Source organism: Dactylosporangium cerinum, assembly GCF_042653625.1.
GTDB classification, from domain to species: domain Bacteria; phylum Actinomycetota; class Actinomycetes; order Mycobacteriales; family Micromonosporaceae; genus Dactylosporangium; species Dactylosporangium cerinum.
Genome location: NZ_JBHSIU010000014.1, coordinates 20,693 through 34,604, shown reverse-complemented (window position 1 = coordinate 34,604; position 13,912 = coordinate 20,693). Strand labels below are relative to the sequence as shown.

Sequence of the window (13,912 nt, the reverse complement as noted above, 5' to 3'; positions counted from 1 at the left end):
GCTGTCAGGCCGGCTGGTGAGGTCTGGTGGCGGCGACCGAGGCCCACAGCGCCGACAGGATGGGGCGGCGCAGGTCGGTGCGGCGGGCGCAGAGGCCGATGGTGAAGGTGCCGATCGGTGGGTCGGTGGGCACGACGGCGAGCCGGTTCTTGACGGCGCTGGTGTCCAGCACCAGGTGGGGGACGACGCCGGCGCCGACGCCCAGCGCGACGAGCGTGAGCAAAGCCTCGTGGCCGTCCACCTCGGCGGCGATCGTCGGGTCGAGCCGCCGGCGGCGGAACCAGCGGCGGGCGGCGTCGCGGGCGAGGCCGCCGCGGGGCAGGACGAAGGGCACCGCGGCCCAGTCGCCGGTGCGGGCGGCGGTCCGCAGCGGGCGGGCGGTGCGGGCCACGACGCACACCAGCGGCGTGTCGGCCACCGGGGCGCTGGCCAGGTGCTCGGGCACGCGGTCCGGCAGCGCGGCGACGGTGACGTCGACCGCGCCCTCGTCGAGGCGGCCGATCGCGCCGGCCGCGTCGCCGGTCTGCAGCTCCAGCCGGACCTGCGGATGGGCCCGGCGGAACGGTGCGAGGAGGTCGGGCAGGATCGCCTGGCCCGCCGTCACGGAGGAGAAGATCCTCAGGGTGCCGCTGAGGCCCGCCGCGTCCGGGCCGTGTTCGCGGTAGTCGGTCCACAGGGCGAGGGCCTGCCTGGCGTACTCGGCGAAGCGCCGGCCCTCCTCGGTGAGCGCGACGCCGCGCGGGCCGCGGTCGAGCAGGCGCGCGCCGACCTGGGTCTCCAGCCGTTGGACGGTCCGGGTCAGGGTGGCCGGGCTGAGGTGCCGCTCCACGCTGGTGCGGCCGAAGTTGAGCGTGTCGGCCAGGTGCAGGTACACCCGCAGCGGTTCCAGTGTGTCCATGTTTCATCTCCTGCAACGTGTCGTTGCGATGGTTGCGCTTGCCGCAAGGCGATTGTCGCCGATAGAACGGGTTCATGGCCGCTCTCACGTCCCAGTTGTTCCCTGTCCAGACCGTCGACCTGCCAGGTGGCGCCGAGCCGATCGTGCCCGGCGGGCGGCACCTGTTCCCGTTGCTCCCGGCCGCCCTCGCCGGGGTGCGGAAGATCGGCGTGCTCGGCTGGGGGCCGCAGGGCCGGGCGCAGGCGCTGAACCTCCGCGATTCGCTGCAGGGCAGCGGCATTCAGGTCGCGGTGGGGCTGCGGGCCGGCTCAGCGTCGGCGGACGCGGCACGCAACGAGGGGTTCCGGACCGAGGACGGCACGCTGGGCGACTGGCTGGCCGTGGCGGCCAGCAGCGACCTGGTCATCGCGCTCGTCTCCGACGCGGCGCTCGCCGCCCATCACCAGGAGCTGTTCGCGGCGCTGCGACCCGGCACGACGCTCGGGCTGTCGCACGGGTTCCTCGTCGGTCACCTGAGCCAGACCGGCGGTGACTTCCCGGCCGGCATCAGCGTCGTCGCGGTCTGCCCGAAGGGGATGGGCGACTCGGTGCGGCGGCTGTACCTGCAGGGCGCGCACGTCAACGGCGCCGGCATCAACAGCAGCGTGGCGGTGCACCGCGACCACGACGGGCGGGCCGTCGAGCGGGCGCTGGCCTGGTCGGTCGGGCTGGGCTCGCCGTACACGTTCGGCACCACGCTGGACAGCGAGTACCGGTCCGACATCGTCGGCGAGCGGGCCGTCCTCCTCGGCGCCGTGCACGGCCTGGTCGAGAGCCTCTACCAGCGCTTCCGGCTCGCCGGCGACGACCCGCTGACCGCCTACGAGCGGTCCTGCGAGAACGTGACCGGGCCCATCGCGCGGACGATCTCCGCCGACGGGCCGGCCGCGGTGCGCGACCGCCTCGACCCGGCGGGGCAGGACGTGTTCGACCGGGCGTACGCGGCCACGTACCAGCCGGCCTTCGACGTGATCGCGGAGATCTACGACGAGGTCGACTCGGGCAACGAGTTGCGCAGCGTGGTGCTGGCCGCCCAGCGGCTGGCCAGCCGGCCGATGGCGCCGATCAGCGGGTCGCCGATGTGGGCGGCCGGCCCGGCGGTCCGGGCCCGGCGCGCCGAGCGTGACCTGCCGGTCGAGCCGTTCACCGCGGGTGCCTTCCTCGCCGTCCTGACCGCTCAGGTGGACCTGCTCGCCGGGCGTGGCCACCCGTGGTCGGAGGTCATCAACGAGTCGGTCATCGAGGCGGTGGACTCGTTGCTGCCGTACATGCACGCCCGCGACGTCGCGTACATGGTGGACAACTGCTCGGTCACGGCCCGGCTCGGCTCCCGCAAGTGGGGTCCGCGGTTCCAGGCGGCGTGCGAGCAGATCGCGTTCCCCGCCTTCGACGGCCCCGGTGACCCGGACCACCGGCTGGTGGACGCGTTCCGCAAGAACCCGATGCACGAGGCGCTCGCGACCCTCGCCCCGCTGCGCCCGCCCGTCGACATCTCGGTCTGACCCGAACCCGACCGGGTGACGACCGGTCGATCTCCTGGAACGCCGCTCCGGCCGTCCCTATGGTGGGCCGATGAGCGCAGCCGGTGCGGCCATGTGGGGTCTGTTCGCGGCGCTCGCGCTCGAATGCCTCGACCTGCTCGGTGCGCTGCGCCGGGCAGGTCGGCCGCCGTGGCGGGGGGCGGGAGAGCCGGGCGTGGTGCCGTACGCGATCTCCGCCGCCGTCCGTTGCCTCACCGGCGCCGGTCTCGCCGCCGCCGTGGCCGCCGCCGGGCAGGTGACCACGCCGGGTGGGGCGGCCGCCGTCGGGCTCGCGGCGCCACTGCTCCTGACGCACCTGGTCCGGCTCGCCCGGCCGGTTGTCGGTGTGGGTGTTTCCGCCGGTACCCCGGCCGCGGCGCCCGCCGGCAGCCCCGGGTCGACGCTGCTCGCCTCGGCCCGCCCGTCCCGGCTTCGGGTCAAGCTTCCCGCCGCCCGGAAGAAGACCGGCGACGACCACCGTGCGGATTGACCGCCTCGCCGCGCGGGTCCTGGCCGCCCTGACCCGCGACGATCACGACGGCCCGGCCCGGGTCCCGCTGCTTGCCGCGCTGAGCCGGGACACCCCCGCGTTCGGCGGTGCGACCGCCGTGTCCACGCCAGGAACCGGGCCGCGATGGACGTTTCCGGCCGCCCTCCTGCGCCGCGCCGCCCCACCGGCCGAGCACCAGCCGGCGCCACCGGAGCAGCGGGAGCGACCGGCGGCCCGGCCCGGCCACGTCGACGGCCCACCGCGGAAGACAACCGGTGGAACCGCGCGCAACGGAGACGACGACCCCCTGTGGCGCGGCAACCCTGACGGCGCCCTACGCCGCGGCGACGACGACACCCGACGGCACGGCAACGACAACGACGATGCCCGACGGCACGGCAGCGGTAACGACAACGACAACGACGCCCGGCGGCACGACAACGACGCCCGGCGGCACGACAACGACGCCCGGCGGCACGACAACGACGCCCGGCGGCACGACAACGACGCCCGGCGGCACGACAACGACGCCCGGCGGCACGGCGACGATGCACAACGGCACGGCGACGGCGTCCAGCGACCGGCCGCCGACAACGGCCCGCCGCGGCAGGCAAGACGGGAGCCCGGCCCGCCGCCGCTGTTCTCGATGCCGGACCCCACCCCGGCCCGCCGCATGCCATCGACCACGACCCGGCGGTTGTGCGCGGCCGTGCACCTCGACGCCGACCTCGCCCGGCGCGTCGTCGCGGAGCTCACCGGTGACCCGCGCCGGGCCGTCCCACCGTCGGTCGGGTTCGACCTGGAGCCGGTGCTGTGCCACGCGCTACGGGCGAGGCTCCTGGCCACCGCCCGCGACGGCTTCCTCACCGCGACCGTGCTCGCCGCGCTGGTCCTCGCGCCCCGCACGACCGCCGCGGTGCTGCTCCCCGGCGCCGCCGCCGGGCTGGGCCGGGCCGCGCCGGTGCGGGCGGTGCCGCCGGCCGGCCGGGCGCTGTTCGCCGCCGCGCTCGTCTTCGGCCTCGTGACCGCCGTCGGTGCGGCCCTGACGGTGCTCGGCGCCGCCGCCCCCGCGCCGGCCGGCACCGGTGAACTCGACCGGCTCGCCGCCGCCGTCGGTGCCGCACCCGGCCCGAGGGTGTGGGTGGCGGTCGCCGTGCTGCTCGCCGGCGCGGCCGCCGGGCACCTCGCCCACCTGGCGTGGACCGCGGCCACTCTGACCGCCGCCACGAATCCGGCCCCGCTGCGGGCGGCGACGGCGCAGCGGGTGCGAACCGTTGCCGCCGCCCAGCGGGGCAACGTCGCCTTCAGCCGCGCCGATCCGTTCGTCGGCGCCGGGCCGCGGGTGCGGGGCTGGTCGGTCGCGGTGGCGTTGCGGGCCACCGACTCCGGCGTCTACCGGCCGCGCAGCCCCGCGACCCTCGACCCGGTCCTGCTGCGCCGGCACGTCGGGCAGGCGTTGCAGGGCCTCGGCGACGGCGGCGCCGGCCACGCCGGGGTCCCCGGGCTGGCCGTGACGCCGTACCTCGCCGCCGACGGGGTCCGCTGCGCGGGTGACCCGCTGCTCGAGGACGACACGCCGTTGCCGCTCGCGTCCCGGGAGGCCCTGGACGCCGTGGTCCGCGGGCCGCAGGAGGGGCTGCGCCACTACGACCGGGTCGTGATCGTGCCGCGGGCCCGTGGCGTCACCACGGCGGAGGGCCGGCCCGTCGTGCCGCCCGACGACGGTGACGGGCTCGTGTCGGTGTTCGTGCACACGTCGATCGAGGCGTCCGTGGTGTACGTCGAGCTGTCGGCGCACGTCCTGCCACCGGTGCACACCGCGTATTACGGGTCGCAGGCGCCGGCCGTACACCTGGAAACGCTGACGCAACTGACCGGTGCGCCATGGCGGCTCGCCCGGACGGCGGCCGGCTCGCTGCGGGCGGTGTCGCGACGCGTGCACCGGGAGGGCTGGCACGACCACAGCGCGCGCCTCGGCGTGCGCGAGATCGCCAACGGCCCCGCCGCTGGATTGGCCGCGCTGGAGGCGATGAAGTACGTGCTGATCGTGGAGCGCGTCGTGGTCGAGGCGGTCGCGGACTTCCTGGAACGCTACGACCTGGACGCCACCACGTTCCGCGCCGAGGTGCCGACCACCCGCTGACGCGGTCGGGGTCAGCCGGCCGAGGCCGGCCGGGCCACCGCGTCAGCGTCGTAGTAGCGCACGCCGGAGTGGGGATTCTGCGTGAGCCACGCGAGTGCCTCGTTGACCTCGTGCGCGTACCACTCCGTGTAGCCGCACGCCGCGCAGATCCACACCTCGAAACGCCCCGCCTCGACGCGCTTGCCGGACCCCCCGCTGTTTGCCGCGCCGGAGGACGACCGGGTGACTCCGGGCAGGAGAGTGAGGCCGTTGATGGATTCGGTGTCGGGGAGCATGACGGGGTCGACGTGCCAAAGCCGCGGGCATTGACACTTCGCACAACGGCGACTCGTACGCATGGGCGCAGCGTAGAAGATCTCCCGGAGGCCACACCGGAGACAGTCTCCTTGCGGACACGCCCCTTTCAACAGGCGGGACGCCGTCAGGAATGGGGCAGGACGGCTCGCAGGGCGATGTCGACGGACGCCTGGAGGTCCTCGCGGCGCGCGCCGGCCGCGGCATGGACGGCGTGTCCCTCGCTGAGCGCCATCACGAACCGTGCCAACGCCCGGGCATCCATGCCGGGCGGCAGGTCTCCCTCGTCCGCCGCGCGGGACAGCCGTGCTTCGAGGACGGACTCGGTGGCGGCCCGGCCGGCGGCCAGGATCTCGGCGATGCCGGCGTTCTCCGGCGAGCAGGCCAGGCCGCCCTGGACGGAGAGGCAGCCCGGGGGGTGATCGCCGGCGGTGAGGCCGTCGGCGCTGGAGCGCAGGAACGCTTCGATGGCGGCGTGCGCGGTGGGCTGTTCGAGCGCGGCGCGGGCCCTGGCCACCTGGGTCTCGTGGTAGCGGGCGAAAGCGCGCTGGAACAGCTGCTGCTTGCTGCCGAACGTCGCGTACAGGCTCGGCCGGTTGATGCCCATCGCACTGGTGAGGGCGGTCAGTGACGCACCCTCGTAGCCGTGTCGCCAGAAGACCTCGGCGGCCCGGTCGAGGACGGTCTCCTCGTCGAAGGCCCGCGGTCGTCCGATGGTGGGCGTCTCAGCGCTCATGAGCCCATCGTACCGCTCGGTACAAATCGTGATCCAGGCCACCGACCGATCGGTACAAAACTTGCTATGGTGGCCGGTAACCGATCGGTACAAAAAGAGGGGCCTCCGCATGACCGTCACACTGATCACCGGCGCGAACAAGGGCATCGGTTTCGAGACAGCGAAGCAGCTCACCGATGCGGGCCACATCGTCTACCTCGGCGCCCGGGACGTCGAGCGGGGCAGGAAGGCCGCGGCGGCCCTGGACGTGCGATTCGTGCAGCTCGACGTCACCGACGACGCGTCGGTGCACGACGCGCTGGCAACCGTCGAGGCGGCCGAGGGCCGGCTCGACGTCCTGGTGCACAACGCGGGCATCCTCGCCGACGGCGTCGTCGACGGACCGGCGGCCCTGCGGGCGTTCGACACCAACGCGGTGGGGATCGTCCGGGTCACGGAGGCGGCCCTGCCCCTGCTCCGCAAGTCGTCGAACCCCACGGTGGTCACCGTTTCGAGCAGCATGGGATCGTTCTGGGCGGTGACCAATCCCGAGCGGCCCGAGTCCACCATGCCGCTCGCGCTCTACGCGGCGTCCAAAGCGGCGGCGACCATGCTCACCGTCCAGTACGCCAAGTCCCAGCCCGGGATCAAGTTCAACGCACTGGAGCCCGGCACCACCGCCACCGACATGACCGCCGCCTTCGGGATCGGAAGGTCAGTGGTGGAGAGCGCCAGGAGCGTCGTGCGCCTGGCCACGCTCGGCCCGGACGGCCCGACCGGCACCTTCCAGGACGATCACGGGGAACTGCCCTGGTAGCTGCGTTCAGGGCGGCGCGGAGCCGGGGGTGACGAGGCCGGTCTCGTAGGCCGCGACGATCGCCTGGGCGCGGTCGCGCAGCTGCAGCTTCGACAGGATCCGGGCGATGTGGGTCTTCACGGTGGCGTCGCTGAGCTGCAGGCGGGCGGCGAGCTCGGCGTTGCTCAGGCCGCGCGCGAGCAGTCGCAGCACCTCCACCTCGCGGGGAGTGAGCCCGGACAGGTCGCGGTGCAGGGTGGCCGTGCGCCCGTCGCGGGCGGCGTACCGCTCGATGAGCCGCCGCGTGATCGACGGGGCGAGCAGCGCGTCCCCGGCCCGCACCAGCCGCACCGCCGCGACGAGCTGCTCGGGGCTGACGTCCTTGAGCAGGAAGCCGCTGGCGCCCGCGGACAGGGCCGCGTAGACGTACTGGTCGAGGTCGAACGTGGTGAGGATGATGACGCGCGGCGCGGCCGCGTTGACCGGGCCGCCCAGGATGCGGCGGGTCGCCTCGAGGCCGTCCATCCGGGGCATCCGGACGTCCATCAGCACCACGTCGGGCCGGGTGCGGCGGACCGCGTCGACCGCCTCGGCGCCGTCGGAGGCGTCCGCGACGACCTCGATCCCGCCGGCGGTCAGGATCATCCTGAACCCGGTGCGCACGAGCGCCTGGTCGTCGGCGACGACCACGCGAAGGGCGGCCTCGGTCACAGCTCTCCGATCGGTATGACGGCGCGGACCTGGAAGCCGCCGGCGCCGGTCGGGCCGGCGGACAGGCTACCGCCGTGCACGTCGAGGCGGTCGCGCAGCCCGGCGAGGCCCCGGCCGCTACCGGGGTCCGCGGCCAGGTCGGCGGTGCCACCGGTGTCGGTGACGTCGATGCGCAGCGCGTCCGGGGTGTGCTCGACGGTCACGGTCACCGAGGCGCCCGCGGCGTACTTGACGGTGTTGGTGAGCGCCTCCTGCACGACGCGGTAGGCGGCCAGCTCGATGCCCGCCGGCAGGGGCACCCGGGTGCCGGTCTGGACCACGTCGACGGGCACACCGGTGCGCCGGACGCCGTCGGCAAGGACCCCGAGCTGGTCGAGGCCCGGGGTCGGAGCGAGGTCGAATCCGTCGCCGTCCATCGTCAGCAGGCCCATGACGTGGCGCAGCTCGACCATCGCGGCCCGGCCGCTGGACTCGACCGCGAGCAGGGCCTCCTTCGCCAGCTTCGGCTCGGTGTCCAGGACCGTGCGGGCGGCGCCGGCCTGCACCACCATCATGCTCACGTTGTGGCTGACGACGTCGTGCAGCTCACCGGCGAGCCGGGCCCGCTCCTGCTGCACGGCGAGGCTGGTCGCCGTGGCCTGCTCCCGTTGCAGGGCCAGGGCCCGCTGCTTCCAGGTGTGGATCGCGTTGGCGATGAGGCTGACCGCGCACAGCAGCAGGAACGTCGCGTACCCCGGCGCCGGCGAGTTCTCCTGGTCGATGGACACCAGCCCCGCGGCGGCCACGACGATGCTGCCGATGGCCAGGATCCGGCGGCGGCTGTAGAGGGCGGCGCTGTAGGCGGCGAACCCGAAGCAGACCAGCGTCGGGGTCGGGTCGTACCCGGGCCAGGTGGGCAGCGTCACGGCGACGAACACGATGATCCACAGCGACGCGAGCGGATACCTGCGGCGGGTGACCAGCGGCAGCGCGGTGAACGCCACCAGCACCAGCTGCCAGCCGGCGGCCCCGGCGGGAAAGGCGTCCGGACCGAACGGCGGCTCATGCCGGAACTCGGGCAGCTGCGGCACCTCCGGCGCCACGGGGAACTTGTCGGGCGGCACGTAGATGGGTGTGTGCTCGTCGCCGCGGTTGCGGGCCGAGTCGACGGTGGCGATGGTGAGCACGAGCGCCAGCACCGCGTCGGCGGCCCACGCCCACCGGCTGAGCTTCAGTGGCGGGCCGGTCACGCGCCGCAGCTCGGCGTCGATCGCCCGGAGCTGTCGCCTGACGAACCCGGTGTCCATGCGACCAGTCTGCCAAGGACCCCCGCCCGGCGGCATCGGCCTCGGTGACCACGCGGTGCCACGCGGCGTAGTCCAAAGTGATGACCCGGTGCCCGGATTGCGTCACCACGGGCGACGTGCCGGTGCACGCCCGGTTCATACGGTCGGAGCGTCCATTCGTTTCCGCAGCCGTGGAGGTACCGATGACCGCGCCACTCATCCAGATCAGCGACGTGAGCAAACGCTACGACGACGGGCCCCCGGCGCTCGACAGCCTGACGTTGCGCATCGACGCCGGTGAGGCCGTCGCGGTGCTCGGCGCCTCCGGCAGCGGCAAGTCGACGCTGCTCAACCTGATCGCCGGGCTGGACCGGCCGACCGCCGGCAGCGTCACCGTCGACGGGGTCCGGGTCGACGGGCTCGGCGAGGCCGCGTCGGCGAAGTACCGCCGGGCCCGCATCGGCATGGTCTTCCAGTTCTTCAACCTCGTCGACGACCTGACCGTCCACGACAACGTGCTGCTGCCCGCCCAGCTTGCCGGGGTACCCCGGAGCGAGGCCACGGCACGGGCGGACGAGCTGCTGGAGCGCCTCGGTGTGCGGCGGCACGCCAAGGCGTTCCCCGGCCGGCTGTCCGGCGGGGAACGGCAGCGGGTCGCGGTGGCGCGGGCGCTGATGAACCGGCCGTCGCTGCTGCTGGCCGACGAGCCGACCGGCGCCCTGGACACCGCCTCCGGCCGGGAGGTCCGCGACCTGCTGACCGCCCTGCACCGCGAGGGACAGACGCTGGTCCTGGTCACCCACGACGTCACCCTGGCGCAGGAGTGCGCCACCCGGACCATCGAGCTGGTCGACGGCCGGCTCAGCCGGGACGTCCGGCACGGCCTGGCCGACAGCGGCGCCGTCCCGGCCGGCGGTGCCCGGTGAGCGGCGTCGGCCGGATCGTGCGGGCCGGCGGCCGCCGCCGGGTCCAGTCGGTGGTGATGGCGCTGACGACGTGCCTCGCGGTGTCCGCGTCGGTGCTCGCGGCGGGGCTGCTGGTCGCGTCGCAGGCGCCGTTCGACAAGGGGTTCGCCAAGCAGCAGGGCGCGCACCTGGCCGCCGCGTTCGACGCCGGCCTGACGACGTCGGCCGCCGTGGCCGCCACCGCCGGCGCGGCCGGGGCGACCGCCAGCGCCGGGCCGTTCCGGACCGTGTCGCTGCGCCCGACGACCGCCGAGGGCCCGAACGTCGGGGGCGGCAACCGCCCACCGGCGGGCATCACGCTGCCACCGGCGGCGCTCGTCGGCCGCGCCGACGCCGGCGGTTCCGTCGACCGGCTCGACCTGACCGACGGCCGCTGGGTCGCCGCCACCGGGGAGATCGTGTGGGCGGCGGGCAAGGGACCGTTCGTGGTCGGTGACAAGCTCACGTTCAAGGACGCGCCCGGCAGCCCGACGCTGACCGTCGTGGGGCTGGCCCGGTCGGTGAGCGGCACCGCCGAGGCGTGGACGACGCCGGAGCAGCTGACCGCGATGGCCGGCCAGGCCGGCGGCTACCAGATGCTGTACCGCTTCGCCGACGTCACCACCGAGGCGCAGATGACCACGCACCGCACCGCGGTCGCCGGTGCCGTGCCGGCCGACGCGATGACCGGCGCCATCTCGTACCTCACCGTGAAGCACACGGCGGAGCGCACGGCGGCGACGTTCGTGCCGTTCGTGGTGGCGTTCGGGGTGCTGGGCCTGTGCATGTCGGTGCTCATCATCGGCGTCGTGGTCAGCGGGTCGGTCGGCGCGGCGACCCGGCGCATCGGCATCCTGAAGGCCGTCGGCTTCACCCCGGCCCAGGTCACCCGGGCCTACGTCGGGCAGGCGCTGATCCCGGCCGTCGTCGGCACCGTCCTCGGCGTGGTGCTGGGCAACGTGGCCGCGGTGCCGGTCCTGCAGGACGAGAGCGAGGCCTTCGACACGGCCCGGATGACGATCGAACCGTGGGTGAGCGTGGTCGTGCCGATCGTCGCGCTCATCGCGGTCGCCGTCACCGCGTTCTTCCCGGCGCTGCGGGCCGGCCGGCTGCGGACCGTGGCCGCCCTGGCCGTCGGCCGGACCCCGGTCGCCGGGCGCGGGCGGACCGCCCGGCGGGTCCTCGGCCGGCTGCCGCTGCCCCGCGCGGTGAGCCTCGGGCTGGCCAACCCGTTCACCAGCCCGTCCCGGTCGGCGACGATCGTCGCCGCGGTCGCCCTCGGCGCGCTCGGCGTCACGTTCGGCATCGGCCTGGCCACGTCGCTCGCCGACATCCAGGAGGGCCTGAACCGGCGCAGCGCGGGCGACGTCGTGGCGCACACGCGCATGGGTCCGCCGCCCGGGCAGGAGCCGCCGTCGGCGCCACCGGACCCGGCCGTGGCCCTCGCGAAGCTGACCGCGGCGGTCCAGGCGCAGCCCGGGACCAAGCGCAGCTTCACCACCGGCGAGGTCGAGCTCAGCGTGTCCGGCCTGGCCGGCGCCGCGAGCGTCATGGTGTTCGACGGCGACGCGTCCTGGGGCAGCTACGAGATCATCTCCGGGAAGTGGTTCGACGGGCCCGGTCAGATCGTCGTGCCGACCGCGTTCCTGCGCTCGACCGGCCTGCACGTCGGCGACACCGCGACGCTTTCGGACGGTGGGCACTCCGTCAAGGTCCGCATCGTGGGGGAGTCGCTCGACCTCAGCGAGGACGGGCGGGTCGTCGTCACCGACAAGGCGACCCTCGCGGACTTCGGCCCGGGCCTCGGACTCGAGGGCGCCGAGGTGCACATCGAGCTCAACGACGGCGTGTCCGCGAAGTCCTATGTGGACGAGCTGAACAAGGTGCTGGAGCCGATCGGCGGTAGCGCGGACGTCAACGTCGGGGAGATCAGCAGCACCGTGGTCGCGATGGACACCCTCGCCGCGACGCTGACCGTCATGCTCGTCGTCGTCGCCGGGATGGGCGTGCTCAACACGCTCGTGCTCGACACCCGCGAGCGCGTCCACGACCTCGGCGTGTTCAAGGCGCTCGGCATGTCGCCGCGGCAGACCGTCACGATGGTCCTCACCTCCGTCGCCGGCACCGGCCTGCTGGCCGGCGCGATCGGGGTGCCGGTCGGCATCCTGCTGCACCACGCGGTGCTGCCGGCGATGGGCCGGGCCGCCGGCACCGGGATCCCGCCCGGCTACATCGAGGTCTACGGCCCGCTGATGGTGGTGCCGCTGGTCCTCGGCGGGCTCGCCATCGCCGGTGTGGGCGCGCTGCTGCCCGCCGGGTGGGCCGCCCGCATCCGCACCGCCACCGCGTTGCGGACGGAGTAGTTCCGTGGAGGGGCCGGTCTCCCGGCCCCTCCACATCCAGTCAGCGCTCGCGGGGCACCAGCCACCGGGGCGCGCCACCGGTCAGGGAAGCGGCAGCGGCCGGTGCGCTCTGCGTGCATGAGGCACCCTCGGCGGGCAGGGCGGCGGTGTCGAGGTAGGTGAGCATCGCCGCGCCGATGCACGGGTTGAAGTCGGTCGCCGCGACGTGCCCGTCTGCCTTGTAGGTGAGCAGCCGCGCGTTGCCGAGCTGCTCGACCATCCGCCGCCCCCACTGATACGGGGTGGCCGGGTCGTGCGTGCCGGCGATGACGAGGACGGGTGCCGCGCCGGCCGGGTTGCGGAACGGGCCGCGGAACACGTCCTTCTGCGGCTGGTCGTAGACGGCGTAGACCAGGTCCTGGCCGAACGCGTACATCCACTGGTGCGGGAACATCGCGTAGCTGTGCCGGGCGTCGCCGACGTAGTCCTGCACGTCGCGGGGCAGCCGGTGGTCCTGCGCGGTGACCGCGTAATAGGACGCGGTCGCCTGGTAGGTGCCGTCGGGCGCCCGGCCCGTGTAGTAGTCGAGCAGGTCCCGCATGAAGCTGGCGTCACCGGCCGCGGCCTCCCGCAGCGCCTTCGACAGCAGCGTCCAGTCATATCTGGCGTACATCGCGTGCGTCGCCACCCGCAGGACGTCGTCGCCGCGCACGGAGTCCGGGTGCTGGGCGTGCGGCGCGGGCAGCGGGGCCCGGTTCATGGCCGCGACCAGGTCGTCGAAGCCGTCCTCGGGGAACCCGCCGGAGGCGAAGAACCGGTCCAGGGAGTTCTCGAACGACGCGTTCTGCTCCCGCCGCATCTCGAACGGCCGGTTCGTCCACACGTCCGGGTCGACCGGCGAGTCCAGCAGCAGCGCCCGGGCCCGGCCCGGGAACAGGCTCGCGTAGGTGGCGCCGATGTGCGCGCCGTAGGACATGCCGAGGTAGGTGAGCTTCTCGTCGCCGACCGCCCGCCGCAGCAGGTCGAGGTCCCGGGCCGAGTTCGCGGTCCCGAGGTAGGGCAGGATCCCCGGGTTGCGCTCGGCGCAGGTGCGGACCGAGTCGCGGGCGCTGCGGACCGCCGCCTTCAGGTCGAGCTCGAACAGCGGCGTGAACGTGGTGCTCGGCGACGCGTTGTCCTCCTCCGGCGTGCTGCAGTCCACGGCCGGGACGCTGCCGGCGATCCCGCGCGGATCCCAGCTGACCACGTCGAACCGGGCGAACGTGTCGAGGGCCCCAGGCGGCGCCCCGCGCAGGAACCCGACCCCGGACCCGCCCGGGCCGCCGGGGTTGACGAACATGGACCCGATCCGGCGCGACTGGTCCTTCGCCGGCCACTTGATGACGGGCAGCCGGAACGTCGGCCCCCGCCGGTCCCCGTAGTCGCGGGGCACGGTCGCGGTCGCGCACTGGAACCCACCGCCGCAGTCCGTCCATTCGAGTTTTGGCGTGGGTACGGCGGCAGCGAGGTCGGACGGGTCGGCGGCGGCCCGTCCGGCGGCCCCGGCGAGCAGCCCCGCACCGACGGCGAGTGCCGCCGCGGCCCGGAGCCAGGAAATGGTTGAACGCCCGGTTGGAGGCATGGTGGCGCTCCTTGAGAGAGGTTTGGGTTGCCTCATGTCACCGCCTGCCGCCACGGGGCAACGTGTACAAGGACGCTCAACCCGTGTCGTCACGCCGACGTATCAGCCGAGCGCTCCGATCGCTCCGGGCCACT

Annotated in this window: 12 protein-coding genes; 6 read left to right on the top strand and 6 right to left on the bottom strand. The window is 74.2% G+C overall.

The genetic code is table 11. From position 1 onward, the window contains the following. Positions 1-4: 4 nt before the first annotated feature. A complete protein-coding gene (gene ilvY / locus ACFPIJ_RS14135) occupies positions 5-898 on the bottom strand; it encodes an HTH-type transcriptional activator IlvY (RefSeq protein WP_380115249.1) in 894 nt (297 codons plus the stop codon). A 74-nt stretch (positions 899-972) separates the two neighbouring features. Between ilvY and ACFPIJ_RS14130 the strand changes: the two genes are divergently transcribed. From ACFPIJ_RS14130 to ACFPIJ_RS14120, 3 genes are all read left to right on the top strand, one after another. Next, a complete protein-coding gene (locus ACFPIJ_RS14130; RefSeq protein WP_380115248.1) occupies positions 973-2,439 on the top strand; it encodes a ketol-acid reductoisomerase in 1,467 nt (488 codons plus the stop codon). 70 nt (positions 2,440-2,509) lie between these two features. Next, positions 2,510-2,947 (top strand): hypothetical protein, encoded by a 438-nt coding sequence (locus ACFPIJ_RS14125; RefSeq protein ID WP_380115247.1) that lies wholly within the window; start codon positions 2,510-2,512, stop codon positions 2,945-2,947. Next, entirely contained in the window at positions 2,937-5,090 is a 2,154-nt protein-coding gene (locus ACFPIJ_RS14120; RefSeq protein ID WP_380115246.1) for a hypothetical protein, read from the top strand. Before ACFPIJ_RS14125 ends, ACFPIJ_RS14120 begins: the two co-directional genes overlap by 11 nt. Before the next feature lie 11 nt (positions 5,091-5,101). On the opposite strand, the gene ACFPIJ_RS14115 is transcribed toward ACFPIJ_RS14120, so the two are convergent. Together ACFPIJ_RS14115 and ACFPIJ_RS14110 are read right to left on the bottom strand one after the other, a co-directional pair. Continuing rightward, positions 5,102-5,365, bottom strand: coding sequence for a hypothetical protein (locus tag ACFPIJ_RS14115; RefSeq protein WP_380115245.1), 264 nt, complete (start codon positions 5,363-5,365; stop codon positions 5,102-5,104). A gap of 146 nt (positions 5,366-5,511) precedes the next feature. Further along, positions 5,512-6,120, bottom strand: a complete 609-nt coding sequence (locus tag ACFPIJ_RS14110; RefSeq protein ID WP_380115244.1) for a TetR/AcrR family transcriptional regulator — start codon at positions 6,118-6,120, stop codon at positions 5,512-5,514. Positions 6,121-6,229: 109 nt separating this feature from the next. Here ACFPIJ_RS14110 and ACFPIJ_RS14105 point away from each other — a divergent pair, with 109 nt between their 5' ends. Next, complete coding sequence (locus ACFPIJ_RS14105; RefSeq protein WP_380115242.1) at positions 6,230-6,916, top strand: SDR family NAD(P)-dependent oxidoreductase; 687 nt, start codon at positions 6,230-6,232, stop codon at positions 6,914-6,916. A gap of 6 nt (positions 6,917-6,922) precedes the next feature. Here the strand turns inward: ACFPIJ_RS14105 and ACFPIJ_RS14100 are convergent, their stop codons facing one another. Together ACFPIJ_RS14100 and ACFPIJ_RS14095 are read right to left on the bottom strand one after the other, a co-directional pair. Continuing rightward, positions 6,923-7,540: a response regulator gene (locus tag ACFPIJ_RS14100; RefSeq protein WP_380115458.1), complete on the bottom strand. Its 618-nt coding sequence runs from the start codon at positions 7,538-7,540 to the stop codon at positions 6,923-6,925. Positions 7,541-7,602: 62 nt separating this feature from the next. Continuing rightward, positions 7,603-8,892 carry a sensor histidine kinase gene (locus tag ACFPIJ_RS14095; RefSeq protein WP_380115241.1) on the bottom strand — a complete coding sequence of 430 codons (1,290 nt, stop codon included), beginning with the start codon at positions 8,890-8,892 and terminating at the stop codon, positions 7,603-7,605. 182 nt (positions 8,893-9,074) lie between these two features. Here ACFPIJ_RS14095 and ACFPIJ_RS14090 point away from each other — a divergent pair, with 182 nt between their 5' ends. Both ACFPIJ_RS14090 and ACFPIJ_RS14085 read left to right on the top strand, forming a co-directional pair. Then, a complete protein-coding gene (locus tag ACFPIJ_RS14090) occupies positions 9,075-9,797 on the top strand; it encodes an ABC transporter ATP-binding protein (protein ID WP_380115239.1) in 723 nt (240 codons plus the stop codon). After that, positions 9,794-12,178, top strand: coding sequence for an ABC transporter permease (locus tag ACFPIJ_RS14085; protein WP_380115238.1), 2,385 nt, complete (start codon positions 9,794-9,796; stop codon positions 12,176-12,178). Before ACFPIJ_RS14090 ends, ACFPIJ_RS14085 begins: the two co-directional genes overlap by 4 nt. A gap of 40 nt (positions 12,179-12,218) precedes the next feature. Here the strand turns inward: ACFPIJ_RS14085 and ACFPIJ_RS14080 are convergent, their stop codons facing one another. Beyond that, positions 12,219-13,778, bottom strand: a complete 1,560-nt coding sequence (locus tag ACFPIJ_RS14080; protein ID WP_380115237.1) for an alpha/beta hydrolase — start codon at positions 13,776-13,778, stop codon at positions 12,219-12,221. Positions 13,779-13,912: the final 134 nt, after the last annotated feature.

Bases quoted from the DNA above. Each gene is read 5' to 3' on its own strand.
- ACFPIJ_RS14115 (WP_380115245.1), bottom strand. From the start codon at position 5,365: ATGCTCCCCGACACCGAATCCATCAACGGCCTCACTCTCCTGCCCGGA.
- ACFPIJ_RS14090 (WP_380115239.1), top strand. From the start codon at position 9,075: ATGACCGCGCCACTCATCCAGATCAGCGACGTGAGCAAACGCTACGAC.
- ilvY (WP_380115249.1), bottom strand. From the start codon at position 898: ATGGACACACTGGAACCGCTGCGGGTGTACCTGCACCTGGCCGACACG.
- ACFPIJ_RS14100 (WP_380115458.1), bottom strand. From the start codon at position 7,540: ATGATCCTGACCGCCGGCGGGATCGAGGTCGTCGCGGACGCCTCCGAC.
- ACFPIJ_RS14095 (WP_380115241.1), bottom strand. From the start codon at position 8,892: ATGGACACCGGGTTCGTCAGGCGACAGCTCCGGGCGATCGACGCCGAG.
- ACFPIJ_RS14105 (WP_380115242.1), top strand. From the start codon at position 6,230: ATGACCGTCACACTGATCACCGGCGCGAACAAGGGCATCGGTTTCGAG.
- ACFPIJ_RS14110 (WP_380115244.1), bottom strand. From the start codon at position 6,120: ATGAGCGCTGAGACGCCCACCATCGGACGACCGCGGGCCTTCGACGAG.
- ACFPIJ_RS14130 (WP_380115248.1), top strand. From the start codon at position 973: ATGGCCGCTCTCACGTCCCAGTTGTTCCCTGTCCAGACCGTCGACCTG.
- ACFPIJ_RS14080 (WP_380115237.1), bottom strand. From the start codon at position 13,778: ATGCCTCCAACCGGGCGTTCAACCATTTCCTGGCTCCGGGCCGCGGCG.
- ACFPIJ_RS14125 (WP_380115247.1), top strand. From the start codon at position 2,510: ATGAGCGCAGCCGGTGCGGCCATGTGGGGTCTGTTCGCGGCGCTCGCG.